Source organism: Streptomyces aureocirculatus (assembly GCF_000720475.1).
Taxonomy (GTDB): Bacteria; Actinomycetota; Actinomycetes; order Streptomycetales; family Streptomycetaceae; genus Streptomyces; species Streptomyces aureocirculatus.
Window position 1 is genome coordinate 32,602 of sequence record NZ_JOAP01000038.1, and the last position, 15,866, is coordinate 48,467.

Annotated in this window: 11 protein-coding genes; 3 read left to right on the top strand and 8 right to left on the bottom strand. The window is 65.3% G+C overall.

Annotated elements, in window-relative coordinates; translation table 11 throughout:
• Nucleotides 1–94: 94 nt before the first annotated feature.
• The 7 genes from IG78_RS0129280 to IG78_RS0129315 all read right to left on the bottom strand — a co-directional run bounded on the left by IG78_RS0129280 (nt 95) and on the right by IG78_RS0129315 (nt 12,166).
• Nucleotides 95–3,268, bottom strand: a complete 3,174-nt coding sequence (locus IG78_RS0129280; RefSeq protein ID WP_030568493.1) for a hypothetical protein — start codon at nt 3,266–3,268, stop codon at nt 95–97.
• A gap of 313 nt (nt 3,269–3,581) precedes the next feature.
• The gene (locus IG78_RS49505; RefSeq protein WP_157855900.1) at nt 3,582–3,752 is read right to left on the bottom strand and encodes a hypothetical protein; all 171 of its coding nucleotides are present in this window, start codon (nt 3,750–3,752) and stop codon (nt 3,582–3,584) included.
• A 51-nt stretch (nt 3,753–3,803) separates the two neighbouring features.
• Nucleotides 3,804–5,645 carry a DNA primase family protein gene (locus IG78_RS0129290; RefSeq protein WP_030568495.1) on the bottom strand — a complete coding sequence of 614 codons (1,842 nt, stop codon included), beginning with the start codon at nt 5,643–5,645 and terminating at the stop codon, nt 3,804–3,806.
• Between the two features lie 1,298 nt (nt 5,646–6,943).
• On the bottom strand, nt 6,944–7,357 hold the full coding sequence (locus IG78_RS0129300; RefSeq protein WP_030568497.1) for a hypothetical protein: 414 nt from the start codon (nt 7,355–7,357) through the stop codon (nt 6,944–6,946).
• 187 nt (nt 7,358–7,544) lie between these two features.
• Nucleotides 7,545–8,789, bottom strand: a complete 1,245-nt coding sequence (locus tag IG78_RS0129305) for an IS110 family RNA-guided transposase (protein WP_030568499.1) — start codon at nt 8,787–8,789, stop codon at nt 7,545–7,547.
• A gap of 699 nt (nt 8,790–9,488) precedes the next feature.
• The gene (locus IG78_RS0129310) at nt 9,489–10,292 is read right to left on the bottom strand and encodes a CPBP family intramembrane glutamic endopeptidase (protein ID WP_030568501.1); all 804 of its coding nucleotides are present in this window, start codon (nt 10,290–10,292) and stop codon (nt 9,489–9,491) included.
• 20 nt (nt 10,293–10,312) lie between these two features.
• Nucleotides 10,313–12,166: a DHH family phosphoesterase gene (locus tag IG78_RS0129315; RefSeq protein WP_030568503.1), complete on the bottom strand. Its 1,854-nt coding sequence runs from the start codon at nt 12,164–12,166 to the stop codon at nt 10,313–10,315.
• Between the two features lie 207 nt (nt 12,167–12,373).
• Between IG78_RS0129315 and IG78_RS0129320 the strand changes: the two genes are divergently transcribed.
• Complete coding sequence (locus IG78_RS0129320; RefSeq protein WP_030568505.1) at nt 12,374–12,715, top strand: histone-like nucleoid-structuring protein Lsr2; 342 nt, start codon at nt 12,374–12,376, stop codon at nt 12,713–12,715.
• 82 nt (nt 12,716–12,797) lie between these two features.
• Here the strand turns inward: IG78_RS0129320 and IG78_RS0129325 are convergent, their stop codons facing one another.
• Nucleotides 12,798–13,292 (bottom strand): SLOG family protein, encoded by a 495-nt coding sequence (locus IG78_RS0129325; RefSeq protein WP_037686662.1) that lies wholly within the window; start codon nt 13,290–13,292, stop codon nt 12,798–12,800.
• A 244-nt stretch (nt 13,293–13,536) separates the two neighbouring features.
• On the opposite strand from IG78_RS0129325, the gene IG78_RS49510 reads away from it, so the two are divergent.
• Complete coding sequence (locus IG78_RS49510) at nt 13,537–13,683, top strand: hypothetical protein (RefSeq protein WP_157855901.1); 147 nt, start codon at nt 13,537–13,539, stop codon at nt 13,681–13,683.
• A 1,446-nt stretch (nt 13,684–15,129) separates the two neighbouring features.
• Complete coding sequence (locus IG78_RS0129340; RefSeq protein ID WP_157855902.1) at nt 15,130–15,483, top strand: hypothetical protein; 354 nt, start codon at nt 15,130–15,132, stop codon at nt 15,481–15,483.
• Nucleotides 15,484–15,866 lie beyond the last annotated feature (383 nt).

Sequence of the window (15,866 nt, forward strand, 5' to 3'; positions counted from 1 at the left end):
GACTCGCCTTCATCTTAAATTCGAATCGGGCACCGAGCAGCGTCGTGTCGGCACGGCCCGGCACCTGCGGTCCGATGGTGGAACGGGGAGCTGATCAAGCGGTGTTCTTCCAGTTCTTGGTGAACGTCTCGTCGAGCATCCGGGTGTAGATGTCGAGGTCGAGCGCCCCGATGAGCTGCTCGGTTCGGGCGGCCGGTAGCGCGCGGAGGTCCTCGTTGAGGACGATCACCGACCAGTGCGGGTCGATGCCGTTGATCCGGCGGATCACGACGTCCTGGTCATCGGGCAGCAGCGTGAGGCCGTCGGAGGTGCTGGCCTCGCTGCGGTTCTTCGCCCACCCGTGATGGCGCAGGATCTCAGCCGCGATCGGATCACGTCGCACCCCGGCGCTGCCGGACTCGCGCCGCTTGCTCTGGCTGGCCGGGTTCACCTTCCATGCGCCGGCGCTGTGCAGACTCACGGCACCGTCGGTGTCGTCGTGGACGATGAAGACCCGGTTGACCATCTGCAGCGCCCGCGGGTTCACCAGATGTGCATCGGAGTCCTCGTTGTCGTCGCGGTCGGGCCCGGCGCTGACCGGGTCGGCGGCGAACGGGTAGGTGATTGATCCACGCGAGGCGGCGAGGACGTTCTGGAACAGCAGCAGCGTCCGCACGGGATCGGCCGGGTCGATCGCCTCCTCGGTCATCTTCCGGCCAAGCACGGGATCGAACGGCTCGGCGAGAGCCTCCTCTCCTCTGTTGGCGACGGTCTGCAGGTAGCGGGCCAGGGCGAAGTCGATCACGGCCGGGTGGGCCAGCGACTTCGTCGGGGTAGGGCCCGCGTGGCAGGCCAGCGTCCCGCCGGAGGCGGTGATGATCGGGCTGTCGGCGACGCTCCGGTCCTCACCGGGCGACTCCAGCTCGAGCCGGTTGTTCGAGTCCTTGCTGATGAGGAACATCAGCTCCGGTTTGATGTCGATGCCGATGGCGGCCTGCTGCTCGGCGAGCACCCGGTTATTGGTGGTCTCATCGAAGCCGTTCTCGCCGCCGACGACCGAGTAGAGGCCGTCGGTGTTCGTCGAGATGATCCGCGCGCCGGCCAGCGTCTGGGCCTGCCCGATCCGCCAGCTGAACAGCTGGCCGATGATCCGCATCGAGATGGTGCGGTTGTTCATCCTGATCGGGGTCCGGTGCGCGGCGTCAGCAGCTCCAGAGGCCGAGTTGAGGATCAGCTTCGTGCCGTTGCGCAAGGTCGTGAGCCGGGCCTTCTCCTCGGCGGAGATCCCCGGCTTCTTCATCTCGAAGCCTAGGCGCTCCTTCTCGAAGAAGATCGTCGTGTAGCGGTCCTCGCCCAGCTCGGGATTGTAGAACGCCCTCATGTTGCGCAGCAGGTTCGGGTAGTAGCTCGTGAAGTCCTCGTGGACGACGAGGCCTGCCGAGGTCCGTGCGAACTTCGGGTGCAGCTTGGTGGACTTGTCGGCCTTCGCAGTGAACAGCACGGGTGCCTTCTTCGCCGGCTCATCGCGATAGACGGCCTTGATCGCCGAGGTGACGGCCAGGACTACCTTGCCGTCGAGCACGGTCCCGTCAGCCAGGCGCACGTGCATCGCCTCGGTGTCCGGGCGCTGAGCGTCCAGCAGCTGGGCCGGATCGGGCACTTGGGCCTGCGCGCGGGCGAGCTGCTCGGCCTGGTCCGGGTCGTCCTTCTTTGCCTTGCGGTACTTCACCTTTTTCGGGTCCGAGCCCAGCAGCACGAGCCGCTTGTCGACGGCCGTGCCGTCGGGCAGCGCGAGTAGGTTGTGCTGGCGCTTGGCCTCGGCGACGAAGTCCTTCGCGTCCGGGTAGAAGAGCTTGGCGAGGCCGATCATGGCTGCCTGTTCTCGGTGCTCGAAGGAGTCGGCGTCGAAGACTTTCATGTCCGCTTCCGCGCCGTGGATGCCGCCTGTGCTGAACGTGACGAAGCACGACGACGGGGAGGCGTCATGGTGGAAGTAGGGCACGTTGTTCGGCGTCTTCTGCAGCTCGCGCAAGGACCTGGCCGGGAGGTCGAACAGGTCGCGGTACTCCTCGGAGTCGTTGAAGTTCTGCCCCTCGATCGAGCGGTAGTAGTTGACGACCTGCATGAACTGGCGGTGCGCCTTCGCCTGTGCCGTCGTCGCGGCTGGGTCCTTGGTGGGGTCGGGGGCCACGTTGTCCTCGAAGAAGCGCACGCACTCGTCGAGCACGTTGACCTGGGGGATGCCCTGCTTCTCGGCCATCTCCTTGGCCGGATAGAGGAACGACACGGCCTCGATGTCGTTCAGCGAGGTGTACGGCGCGAGGATGCGGCCGACGAACTTCGCCGAGGACGAGTCGATGGTCAGGCGGTCCCGGCGGACCGAGCCGTTCTTGGCGTAGACGGTCTCGGAGTACTGCGTCAGCAGGCCGGCCTTGAGGTCGAAGTTGCTGGCGTAGGCCGGGTGCTGGAAGAGCTGGGCCAGTCCCAGGCAGTCGGAGACGTTGTAGGCCAGCAGCTCGTAGAGATCCTCGATCGCGGCGATCGAGGTGTCGTGGCTGAGCTTTTCGGACTCCTTGATCTGGCGGCCGAGCATCCCGAGCAGGCGCTTAAGGCTCACCTTGGTCTGCAGCTCGTTGAGACGGGCGACGTCCAGGTGCCGGCCCGAGTGCATCATGGCGCGGCGGATCTTGGCGGCCGGGCCGTCCCAGCCGAGGTAGCCGGGCATGTACTTGATGTGCTCGTTGAACAGCTTGTCGTTGTGCTCGCGCATCTCGCGCGCCGTGGTCGGCTGGACAAGACGACCGGAGTGCGGAGCCGGGAAGGTCTCCATCAGGTACAGCGCGAGCATGGTCGTGTCGTAGTTCAGTGAGTTGTACCCGGCCAGGAACGGGTGCTTCAGCGGGTCGTACTCGGGATCCGTGTCGCAGACCGGGCGCAGGCTCGCCGGATAGGACGAGACCTCGCTGCGGTCGTTGACCTGGTCAGCGTTCGAGAGGCCCATCAGCTCGGCGAGGCGGAGGTTGCCCCGCTCGCCGCGCAGGTTCCACAGATGGACGCTCACCGCGGGCAGGCCCGGGTTGGAGCGCCCCAGGGCTTTATAGAGTGCCCCAGGTTCCACGGCGTCGGAGAGCTGCTGGTCGTCGGCGAGGAAGAAGATCTCCAGGTCGTCGACGGCTCTGTCGGGCCGCGGGGTGTAGGCGCACAGGGTGAAGACGTCCGACAACGACTCGATGTCGTAGAAGGCGAAGCGCGCCTTCGAGGCCGTGACGGGTGTTCGTTGTGTGGTCATGATGGGGATCTCCTTTCGTCGGTCCGACCATCACGGCCGGTGTCTGGGGAGGAAGCGCGCGTGGCCTCAGAGCAAGTCGTGAGGAGAGCGCCGGCGCGGGGCATCCATGCGCCCCGACGCCTCACTCATGAGCCGACCCCTCTCCACGGGGTCCGTCGTGATCTGCGAGCGGACGATGAGGTTGGTGATCCGCTGCTCGCATGCGATGTCGGACATCGCCGTGGTCAGGCGGCCTTGATCCAATTCGAGGTGCAGTTACGGCGGTTATGGGGTGCGTCAGTGACGTTGACGACGCTTCCGGGGATGGCTCGCATCACTGATCACGTTCCTCGGAAGTCATTTGTAGTGCGACTGCACCGAATTCCACTGCGAAGCTTTCGACGGCTCGCTGCGCCAGTTCTTCGACGCTGCCGTATCCGGCCCGACTTAGGCGCTCGAAGGTATCCAGGGTGCGCCCGCCAAGCTCGATTTCGATTTTGTGCACTGCTCTCACGCTTTCTGTGGACTGCGGCGGGCGGTGTATTCGGCGGGTGCATCAGTCCTGTTCGTCAGTGGTGTCGTCGCTCGGGGCGGATGCACCCGTCTGCCGGAGCAGTCCGCGGTAGTTGGCCTGCAGCGTCGGCTGGGATTTCTTCTTCGGGTCGCTGCCGGTGTAGCTCGGGTGCATCCACTTCTTCAGTTCGTACTCAGCGATGAGCACCTCGGGGGTGTGCATCATCTGGCCGGGCCGGATCTTGCGGTTCTTGTCCGGGCAGTGCCACAGGGCATCCGGCCGGACGATCGCCACGAGGTCGGTGATGAACTGCTTGTTGCTCACCGGGGAGCCCGATGGCGAGACGTCGGCGAACCAGGCCTTGTACAGGTCGTAGAGGAACGTGAACGGTGCCAGGTCCCAGACCAGCCGCCCGCGGAACTCTTCCCAGAAGGCGCGCACGGGGTCGTTGACCTCCTTGTACTCGGCCAGGACTTCCTTGGTGGCCACCGGCTCTGAGAGCTGGTAGTAGTCACCCGGAGACGACGCGCCGGCGCGGTTGATCGCGTACCAGAAGACGTACTCCAGAACCTCACGGCGCTGGAGGTAGTCGTCCCTGATGTACATCTTCTCGGCTCCGGTGAAGCTCTTGGTGAAGGGCACGAAAAGCTGCCGGCGGTAGAACGAGTCGGACTTGTCCTTCACGCGCGGGAACTCGTTCAGGCACTGGACCATGAAGCCGAAGAACTGGTAGGCGACCGGCATCCGGTGCTTGCGGTTGATCATGAAGACGTCGTTGGTCACGATCGACTTAAGGTTGGCTGCCTTGTCGATGAAGGTGCCGACGTCGTTTTCGTCGACGATGATCGCGTTGGCACGCACCAGCGGTTCGAGCGCGAACTCCTTGCCGAAGTCCGAGAGCGGGATCGAGGTATGTGCGCCGCCTCCGATGAGGTTACGCATGAGCGCGCAGAGCGTGCCCTTGCCGTTGTTGCCTTGCTCCGAGTAGAACCAGGCGGTCTTGCGCCAGCCCACATACGGCCGGATGATTGCGCCGATGATCTCCCAGATCAGGTCGGCAAGGCCCTCGTCACCGGGCTGGTCGAAGAGGTCCTCGATCCAGGCGACGACTTCCCAATCTCCGTCCTCGGGATGCGTGATCACCTGCTGTGGGGCGTCGTCCACGTAGTCGACGTCGTTCTTTGTCAGCAGCACGATGGCGGGGTCGAAGGGGTGGACGTGCTTGGGCTCGAAGTGGAAGTCCTTGCCGCCGATCGTGACGTCCACCGGCTCGGTGCCGTAGAAGACGATGCCGTTGCGCGCGGCGATGAAGTCACGGTGCGTGCTCTGGTGCAGGCGCAGGCTGTCTTCGCGCAGGACGGCCAGAACCTCGTCGAACCCCTTGAGGGTCATCTGGGTGTTGTACATGCGCGCCGTGGTGCGGATGTCGTCCTCGCTGGGGGTGTACGTCCCACGCGCGCGCCCCGTGGGCTGGTACATCGTCAGCAGGTCGTATTCGCGGTCGGTGCCCCCGGCGTTGGGTGCGATGCGGATGACATGGTGCAGACGCAGGAGGATCTGCGCGACCTGCCAGTACGTCAGATATCTCGGCAGGGGGTATCTCTCGGCGGCCATGGCCGCTTTGGAGTTCTCGGCCTTGATGACGCTGCCCATGATCGCCAGCAGCTCCTTCTCCAGCACGCGAGGGGTCGGAGGGCCGGTCGGGTCGATCTGGTCGAGGTAGGCGGCAGTGATGTAGGTGACGATCTCGTTCTGCGGAGCCATGTCGTCACGGTTCGAGAAGTACCCCATGACGCTGGCCAGGACGTCGGCGACGGGGTTGGTGCGTGGTCCGGCGCTGGAACCGGCGACAGGTACGGATGCGGGAGCATCAAGAGGCGTCATGTTGCTGCTTTCTCGATCGTGATCGAGTTCCTGCCGGCGATGAGTGGGAAGCCGATTTGACTCGTAATCGAATGGAACGCAATCTTGACTCTATGTCATCAGAGTAGTCTTTTGCAACGATTAACTCATCAATCAATAAGAGAGACGACTGAGGTCACGGATGATCACAAAAGGGTCGCCGACAGGGGGCCGGGGAGGGCATGCGACCACCACGGCCATGCCACACACGTCGCGAGCCTGGGCGGGATGCGAGAGCCAGTGACTCGGCCGGACACACACCCCACGGAGTCACTGGCTTCTCGTGCTCGACCACACACCCGCGGGCGGCGTGAGCCGCCCGGCCCGCGGTCGGGGTTCGGAGGAGTTCTTCTGACCGGCCGAGCCCGCCGTCACCAGAGCATCGGCTGGACGCCCTATGGTAGGGCCACCGAGAGTCACATACCCTCTAGGGGTATCGAAGCCTGTACCACTTGACGTGGTACACCTTTTTCAGCAGGTCGGATCCGGAATTTCACGAGTTCAAGAGGAAGGTGTACCACGTAGCATTTTCTACGTGGTACAGGTGTTTGCCCAGGTCAGGAACAGTTTATATACCCCCTGTACCACTTGTACCAGAAAATAGAGCCTAGATACACGCGCAGGGGGATAGAAGAGCAGACTGGCGAGCTGGGGCTGGAGCTGCCCGGATCGCTCCCGAACGCGTCCCCTATGTAAACGGTCAAGAAGACGCGGTACTCGTGGTACACGGGTGGGAAAAACCGGCTGACCAGCTAAAACGTCGTACCACGTCGGCGCTCTCATGTGGTACACCCGATGCGGGAAAGAGCCCCGTGGTACAGGTGTTTGCCTGGGTCAGACGCGGTTCTCAGGGCTGTACCACGTCTCGTGGTACATCTGGCAGCTCGACGCGCCCCCTGGCGACCAAGCCGAGGCGGACTTCTGCGCCGAGTCGCCGTGCGGCCTCAGGAGGCGCGGCCGCGCCTCAGCGGGATGGGAAGCCGCATGGAACATCCTCGCCGTCCTGAGGCTCGCAGAAGGCCGCTGACGCACCCGAAGGGCGCGAGTCAGAACTCTGTCCGAGTCGTTCGTCCATGAGGCTTAACTCGATGTGTGAGGGATTTTGACTGGCATTCGCTGCCCATTGCGATTGATCCACGACAGATGCTATCGTTCACGCCAGGTGATCGATGTTGCACTGGAACGTGAGAACAGAGAGGCCGGAGAGCATCCCCGTGGGAAGGGAGCTCTCCGGCCTCTCTGCATGTACTGATGAGTGCGAGGCATGGATGGCGCGCACATCACCCAGGCGTGACCGTGCTCCAGACTCGCTGGTATCCCGCATCGGGGGACTCGGGACTGCGGCTACGGGATCGCTCGTCTGCTTCGACGACGTAGAGGATCTCGTAGGAAATCGTGGTGTTGAGGTTGAGCCGGTTCTTGCTCTGGCTCTTCTCCATCGTGATCTTGCGGAAGCCGCGAACGGCCTCAGCGCGATCGAAGAACCGGCACAGCCTCGCGTTCACGCGCTCACGGGCCTGTTCGGCCGTGACGCCCATGTCGGAGACGACGAAGACGTGCGTGTGACCGCGATCGAAGGTGGGCTTCTCACCAGTGTCGAGGTCCAGACGGATCTTCGCACGGCTGATGTCGAGCGCGTCGGGACGCACGAGCTGTCCTCGTGAGTCGTAGGTGCAGGTGCCGACGATAGCCATGATGAGATCCTCTCCTCTCCTGATGAGTATGACTGAACAAATACATTCAGTCACACCCCCGGTGACCGGAACACCCCGGTCACCACGAGCATCCCCTCCGGCGAGGGGCCGGTGGTTGAAAGGCCGCCAGGTCACGCACGGAGGACACCATCGTTTTGCAGAAGAGACACCTCAGGCGCTCAACGTGTCAAGCAGCCGCGGCGAGCACGGTCGGAAAGGCCGTGTGTTCGTCGAACAGCGTGTGGTGCTGGAGGCAGTGGTAGAGCTGGCCGAGCATGCGGTTGAAGAGGTTGCGTTGGGCTGCGGCGTGCCAGTCTCCGTGGTCGTCGCGACGGCGCCGGTAGTGGGTCTTGGCGCCGGGCGAGGCGGTGATGGAGGAGAAGGCCCAGAGGTAGCCATCTGCGTTGAGCCGGTCGTTTTTGACCCACCGGCGGGTGATGCTCGACTTCTTGCCGGAGGCCCTGGTGATGGGAGAGGCGCCTGCGTATGCCTTCAGGCCGCGGGCGTCCGCGGAGCGGGACCGGTCGTCTCCGATCTCGGCGAGCACCCGGGCGCCGAGCTGGACGCCGAGGCCGGGGAAGCTGAGGATGATCTCAGCGTCCGGGTGCTGAGGGAAAGCCTCTTCGACCGCCTCAGTGAGGTCGTCAGCAGCGGTGCATGCGGCCTCCAACTGGACCAGGAGGGACAGCATTTGCTTGCCCAGCGCGTCCTCGACCAGCGGCGGCTGGTGGGCGTAGTCGTCGCGGAAGACGTCGCGGAGCCGCTCGGCCTCGGCCGTGATGCCGCGCTTGCGTCCGGCCCGCTTGAGCGCGGCCTCCAACTGCGTGCGGCTCAGCCGCGCGGCCCGGGTCGGAGTCGGGGCCGCCTTGAGGAGCTCCCGGGCCTCCGGCCGGCACAAGCCGTTGCGCCAGGGCTCGAAGGCCGCCAGGGCGGCCGGGTAGTACTCCCGCAGCAGCGAACGGAGCTGGTTGGACAGCTGCTGGCGGTTCCACAACGAGTCCTGCTGAGCACGGGCGAGAACGGCGACGGCTCGGCCGAGGTCGCTGTCGTTGGGCAATGGCCGGTGGGCGTGCATGTCGGTGCGCAGGATGTTCGCGAGGACCAGGGCGTCGCCAGGGTCGGACTTCTTGCGCGAGACCGAGTGCCGGTCGCGATAGCGGGCAGCCGCCATCGGGTTGATCGCAAACACCTGCCGCTTGCCGGCCCTCAGCACGGCCACAAGCAGGCCCCGCGAGGTCTCGATCGCGACCGGGATCGGGTTCTCCTCGTTGTCGCCGTACTCGACAAGCAGCTCCAGCAGGATCTTGTAGCCCGCGGCGTCGTCGGTGATGTGCCGCTTGGCCAGTAACTGGCCGCTGTCGTCTACCAGGGCGACGTCGTGTGTCCGCTCGGCCCAGTCGATTCCGCAGTAGATCAAGATGTTCCTCCCCATGGTGCAGTTTGCGCAGGTCACGAGCTCATGCGGAACCACGCGGCGACCTAATTCCAGGACTCAGCACAAGGGCCGGTCCGCCACCTCAGTAGCCGTTCGTGGCACCAGCTCACCCCACGGGCCTCGGTCTATCCGGGAGCTCAGACGGCTCGGGCTTCACAAGAGGTCACCATGCAGCGGGCTCGCACCGCCAACACCAACGAGCGATCTAGGTGCGGGTGTTGACGCCCGTGGTGTGCTGCGTAGACGCCGGACATCGCACGATCTGCAACGAGGTATCTGGGCCGGGTATGCCATAGGCGTCTGTCCGGCGCCCACGCAGCCCACCACGAGCACGAACGGGCTGGTCACGTAGGCACCGGACGACGCGCGATCTACGAGTAGGCATCGAAGTCCTGGCGTTTCCAGACGTCCGCCCGGCGCCCACGTGACCAACCCGCTTGCATCACTGTGGTGACAGCCGAGCAGGTGCCGAACACCGCGCGGTCTACAGCGAGGCGTCAAAGCCCGGCGTGATTCAGGCATCCGCTCGGCACCCGCCAGGCCGTCACCACAAGCCGCAGAGCTATCCGCCGCTCTCTTCTGAGACATCAAGTGTCCGGCTGAGTACAGGCATGACGGCCCTGTTGTTCGAACAGTCCAGGCATCCCAGCACTGGCCCGTTCCATCCTTACAGGGGGATTAGGATGAGTACCTCGCTCACTGCATTGCGGACTCGCCTCCCGGGCCCGGGACTGCGCCTGGCGCAGTCCCGCCGGCGACCTGCCGGTAGAGCCCCAAGGCGCAACCAGCGAAGGCCAGGCACAGGAACACTGCGGAGACGAGGTTCGCCAGGGCGCCGAGCGCCTGTGCTGGGACAAGGGCGGCAGCGAGGTTGAAGCCCAGGTGCAGGAGCACGCAGGGCCACAGCACGCGCGTGTGCTCGTAGACCAGGGCCAGGAGCACCGCCAGCGGCAGAGTCGAAGCGAACTGCACGGCATTGCCATGCAGCAGGCCGAACACCATGGCGGTGACCAGCATGGAGGCGAGGATGCTCACCCGCTTGCGCAGCAACGGGTAGATCAGCCCTCGGAAGAAGGCCTCCTCCCCCACGGGAGCCGCGACCAGGGTGAACAGCAGGGTCGCCAGGGCTCCAGCCGCGTGCCTGGTCTGGTTCGAGGCGTCGAAGCCGGCGGACCCGACCGTGACGTAGATCCACAAGGCCAGCGACTGGCCGGCGAGGAAGGCCAGGACCGCGCAGCCGAGGACGGTCCACCCGAAGCGTGGGATCTCCGGCCTCGGCCGCAGGGCCGGCGCATGCGCGAGCCACCGGGGCCGCTGGATTCTCACCGAACCGACCAGGACGACGACGAGCATGCCCAGGACGGTGGTCGCGACGATCGGCTCTCCGATGAGGAAGACTGCGAAGGCGGCCAGGCCGAGGTAGACCGCGACGGCGGCGAACGGCACGAGGACGCACCACCCGATGCTGAGCAGTCGCGAGGTGATCGGTGAAGTCGTCAAGGTCTCCTCCTCTACGGGTCTTAAGCAGCCGTGATGATCTGCTCGTTGATGACGGCCTGGACCCGGGTGTCACCACGGAAGGTGTTCAGCTGCAGCATCGCTGTGAAGCGCAGCGTGCCGAGTTCGGTGCGGCTGGCGCGCTGCACGAAGCCCCGGAGCATGTCGAACTTCTCCTCGGCGACGTTCCACCACAGGCAGGACAGGCCGGACCGGGTGACCAGGCGCAGGTGCTGCGATTTGGATCCGATCCGTTCCACGCGCAAGCCCATGGGCTCGATCGCAATCTCGACGACCGGAGCGGTGAAGCCGTATCCGAAGGGTTTGAGTCCCTCGGCCCGGCGCACCAGCTCGAACAGCGGCTGCAGGTCCTCGAGGCTGGCGTCGCAGTCGGCGTCCGGGCCGAGCACGAGATCACCGCTCGGCCCATCGGCGCTGACGGCGAGCTGGGCGACCTGCGTGGCTTCCTGCAGCACGGCGACGAGGTCGCCCAGCTTCTCGGCCTTCGCGACGTGGACGCCGCATGCCTGCTGGTGTCCGATGGCGCTGAGTCCGTCGTGCGGTTCCAGGCTGGTGATGATGCCGAACCAGCCCGGCGCGCGACCGGAGCCGCCGACGGAATCGTCGGGGCCGACGGGCCGGTTGACGACGACGACCGGGTGGCCGTTGAGCTCCATCAACCGGTTGGCCAGCAGCCCGTACATGCCCGGGTAGGCATCCGAGAAGTACACCCACGGAGCCAAGGGCTGGTCCCCGGTGGCGAGTTCTTCCATGTGATCGATGACCAGCTGCTTGCGCAGCTCGTTGCTCTCGATCACCTGATGGGCGGCCTTTAGCTTCTCGTCAGCACCGGCGGCCGTGAACACCGCGAAGCACGGCTCAAGCGAGGCCCCCGTACGGCGCGGGCTGTTCATCGCCGGGGCGAGGTAGAAGCCGAAGAAGCCTTCGTCAAGGTCGTCGACGTCGCGGATCTTACCGATCTGTGCGAAGGCCTTGAGCACGATCGCGAAGCCCTCGAAGGCCCGGAGGAAGACCGGGTGGTGCGGCTCGGTGCGCAGCAGCTGCATCAGGATCGACTGCTCGACGTCGATGGCATCGGGGTCAGCGTCAAACCCACCCCAGGGGTTGGGGATCGCCTTCGGCGCGGCGACGCGCAGCAGGCGTGCAATCGAGATCGCATCGCGCACCAGCTGACGGTTCTCGTACAGCACGGGCATGACGTCGGAGACGGTGCCAATGCCGGCGAACAGGCGCAGCAGGCGGATCTCCCAGAGCTTCTCGGGCCGGTGCACACGGGTGTAGGCCTTGATTACCTGGTAGAGCACGTGGGCACCGCAGATCCCGGTGTGGGCGTAGGTCTCGTCGATCCGGCACGGGTCGACGGTGACGTCCGCGGTCGAGCCCGGCGCGAGCTCCTCGTGGTGATCGGTCACCAGCGTCACCCAGCCCAGGGCACGCGCAGCGGCGATACCGCGGTGGGAGTTCACTCCCCCATCGCAGGTGAGCAGGACCCGGGTGGCGGGCCACTTCGCGTGGATCTCGGCTACGTCCTCGGGGGCGAGCTCGTGGCCGCGGCGGTAGTCGGGCAGGTGCAGCTCGACGTCGAAGCCGAGTTCGGACAGCCCGGCGTAGCCGAGGACACCGGAGGAGATGCCGTCCATGTCGAAGTCAGGGGCGATGGTGATCTTCTTGCCCGTGGTCCGGGCGTCGTGAAGAGCTTCGACCATCTCGGCCAGGTCCAGGAGCTCGTCGTGTTCGGTGGACTCGATCTCCTTCAGGTACTGATCCGACCATCCCCGGCGCTGGCACAGCAGCTCGAAGAGGTCGGTGTCCTCGTCGGTGAGCGAATGGCCGTCGACGGTATGGAGCGTGGACATGACGGGACCTCTCGATCGGGATTGTTGATCGGTGGAGAACGGGGTGTGCGACACCATCCATATTACTGTGATTTCAGCAGCATCATTCACTATTGCTGCTCATTTAGCAGCACTACTAGGTCTCATTCGGGCTCTCAATGACACGCTTATCTCGAATGACCGCGACAGACTTTCCAAGGTCCTTGCATATCGGCTACTCTCGCCGGTATGGCCATTCGAAGCATTATCGAGTCAGATCTCAGCGGGAAGCCGGATGCAACTACAGCTACGTTCGGCTTGGGTGACACCTGGTACGAGGTCGACCTCACCGCTGAGGAGCAGAAGAAGCTTGAGGACGCGCTGAAGCCGTACCTGAAGGTCGGCCGAAAAGCCGAGAAGACGGCATCCAAGAAGCAAGTTGTGCCCGACACGACTGCCGAGGAGCGCGACAGGATCCGCGAGTGGGCCAGGAAGGAGGGCTATGAGTTCGCGGAACGGGGACGCATCCCGAAGAAGGTCATGAAGGCCTATGACGAGGCACACAACATCGATCGGAGCAAGAAGCGCTGAGCCTGGTGCTCACCTCCCGGCCGGCTCCTCCCATCCGTCCTTGAAGGGCCCTGCCGTGGTGCTGCAGGGCCCTTCGTGCGTCTCAGAACGGCGGCAGCGACGGATAGATCACGTCGGTCGTCGTGATCCCCGCGGCACGCGCGCGGGACCTGCAGTGGATCGTGCCGTGCGAGAAGTGCCCCGGCGTATGCGGCATGAGCTGCTCCTGGCCTCGCTGCCGGCATCCGGGCTTCCGGCAGAGGTCGAGGAAGGCCGTGCACAGCACCTGAGCCCCGGCCTCGCGGAAGGCCTGGGTGGTGTCGACCATCTCCTGGTTGCGCTGGAAGCCAGCCTGATTCCCGTGAGCCGACCAGGCGGCGGGGAAGGTGCGGACCGCGAAACCTGCGTCCCGCCACAGCAGCTCGGCCATGGGATCGGCGCCCTCGGGGCAGTGCCCGGAGAAGAGTACCGGCCGGGTGACGCTCTTGGCTCCCCATCTGCGCCAGGCGTCGTTGAACGCTTCACGCATGCCCTTCTCGTCGTTCCATCTGCGGGAACCGGTGACGAGGACGACATGCGAGAACGATTCAGGAGTCATTTCAGCAATCATTTGAGCCTCCTCTCCTTGTGACTCGGCGGTCTCCACATCTGGAGTCGAGAGCTGTGGCCGCGATGTCTGGACAGGCGCGGCGGCCTGCATGTTGCCGGCTCATACAGTCCGGCTAGTACTGGGGCTCGATGACGGCCCGGTCCTTCTCCCGGTAAAGCTCAAAGCGGATCCGATCGTCATCACACATCGGCATGAGGTGGACGGTGTACAACCCGTCATCGCTGAGGGAGACGTGCACGGTGACGACCGTGCGCTGTCCTCGTCGTTGGTGAAGTCGACGTTGCCGATGTCCTTGGGATCGCCGGACTTCATCATCGCGGCGACAGCCGTGCTGTCTGGTTGCCCCAATTTCGGCAAGCAGCGGGCTCCGGTGCCGTAGGGCGAGATTTCGGGCTGGGACTGCGTCGTGGTAGCGCCTCTTCGTGGACTCGGGTGCGGGTGCCGACCATCGAGTGCAGACCCCGGTGGGGGCCGAGTGATCTCGCCGTTCGACCTAGCTCCCGTGCCAGCTCTGCTGGCTGACGACTCGGAAGATCTTGCTGGCGTGATCTGCTCCCGGACGGATCGCGCAGCGAGCCGTCGCACGGGGCGTCACTTCCCGCCGGAGCTAGGCGCACAGCGCCAGGCGATCCACCACTGCTGCACCTTTGCCGCTGTCCACGTTCGTGGACAACTGCAGCGGGGCAGTGGTGGGGCTTCCTCTCTCAAGCGCAGCGCTGGGCATAGCCGGAGGGAGCGCAAGCGACCGACGGACCGGCGAGCGAAGCGAGCGGTGGAACCCGTCGGCTATGCCGACTAACACGTCCTCGGAGCGCAGCGGAGAGGCCGAGCGAAGCGAGGGTCCGCAGGACACGTGTTATCAGGTTCTCTTATGCCCTTTTGCTTCCTTGTCGTCGTCCTCGCTGTTCCACGGCTGGAGCGTTAGCGGAAGCCTGGAACATCAGGGGAAACGGTCCATACCCTCTTGACCCGTACCCCTCCCCTTCTTGCCGCGTAGCGGGGGTACGGGTCTGGCCGTTTCGCCTGGTCATCGCGCCTCTTGGGCGTACTGCTGTTTCGACGTCCGTGATACGGCCGTACCCCCACGTTGATCCGTCCTCGTGAGGCACGAGCGAGGCGGGGGTACGGGTCTGCTCCTGACGGGGCGCAGCCCCGGTTCATCCCTCTGCTGCTGTCGGTGGCACAACCTTCGCGGCGCACGGATCCATCCCCTCGCGACACCGTCGCTTCGGCCGTGGATAACACTCTGCTCCACCGCTCGCCGCGGCGGCGCAGCCGGCCTCGCCCCGTCGCGTTGTGCTGGCTGCACCGACGTGGATTCACCTCGCTCCGGTGCTGCCGTGGCAGCGTGCCAGCACTTCATGCACCGCGTCCGAGGCGGGCGCTCTGCACTGTGTCGACGACGCACGTTCCGGCCCCGGGCTATGCCCCTCTTCGCGCTCGCGCGGGCGAGCCCGGGGTGTTCCTTCGTGGACGCATCAGAAGAAGAGAGGCCCGACTGCTGCGACCAGCTGCCCATCGCGCACAGCGAGCAGCTCCAGCGTCATCGGGCCGTTGTCGTCTTCCTTCAGGGGCTGCTTCCGCAGCAAATGCCTCTGCACCTCTGCTCTTCCTCTACCCCACGGGCCTTTGGGGCTATCGACGCATCCCCCTCACCGCCCCGGCGCAACCCGTTGGCGGAGCCTGAGAAATGCCCTCGCGGGCGCGGTTCCGCAGCCCGGCGGACAGTGTGACGTGCGTCGCCATTTCAAGATTCATTGCCGGTGTGGGTCCGTGCCGAGCCTGAAGAGTGAAGGCGCCGCTCAACCTACTTCTGGAGGGCTTGATGATCCCGTCGAAGACGCTTCTGCCGACGATTACGCCGGAGGGGACGTACGGGCAGCTCGTGGAGCTGATCACTGCTGTTTCAGGGCTCGACGATCAGGCGGCGGGAGGGCTGGCGGACAGTCTGCTGTTCCGGCTGGGGCTCTACGGCCCTACCCCTGAACGGGTGGACGATCAGTGTGCGGCGATGTTCTTCGACGCCGACCTCGAGGATGGCCACGGCGGCTGGGTGCAATGCGGCAAGACGCCGGGGCACATTCGGCGTGGCGACCCACTGCACGAGGGCCGGTGGAGCGGACGGTGTTGGCGCGACGACCACCGGCAGGCCGTGACCGCTGACGACGAGGAGGGCTGACGTGGCGGCGGTCGGAGCAGTCGGCTCCGGCCGCCGCACCAGCGCTGTGCCGGCACACCGCGCCGACAGCTCACTGGCGGGCGGCTGTGCTGATCTCGCTCCGCCGGTGTTCCGTGGCTGCGCTGCCGTGCCTGCCGACGGGCTTCGGCACGGGGCACAGACAGGCTTCTCAGCCCCGTGAAGCAGCGGTGAAACACCGCCCCTCTCGTGTCTCAGAGGTGACCCATCGAGGCACGCACGAGACGCGGCTGGGACACACACAGGACGCCGACTGATGTCGGTATACCTTCTTGGATTTCTGCGCATGTCCTCACGGCGTCTCTCGCGCGCCACGACAGTGGCGCCCCGGCGTCGCACACAGAACCCCCGGAGGGCTCGCCTGT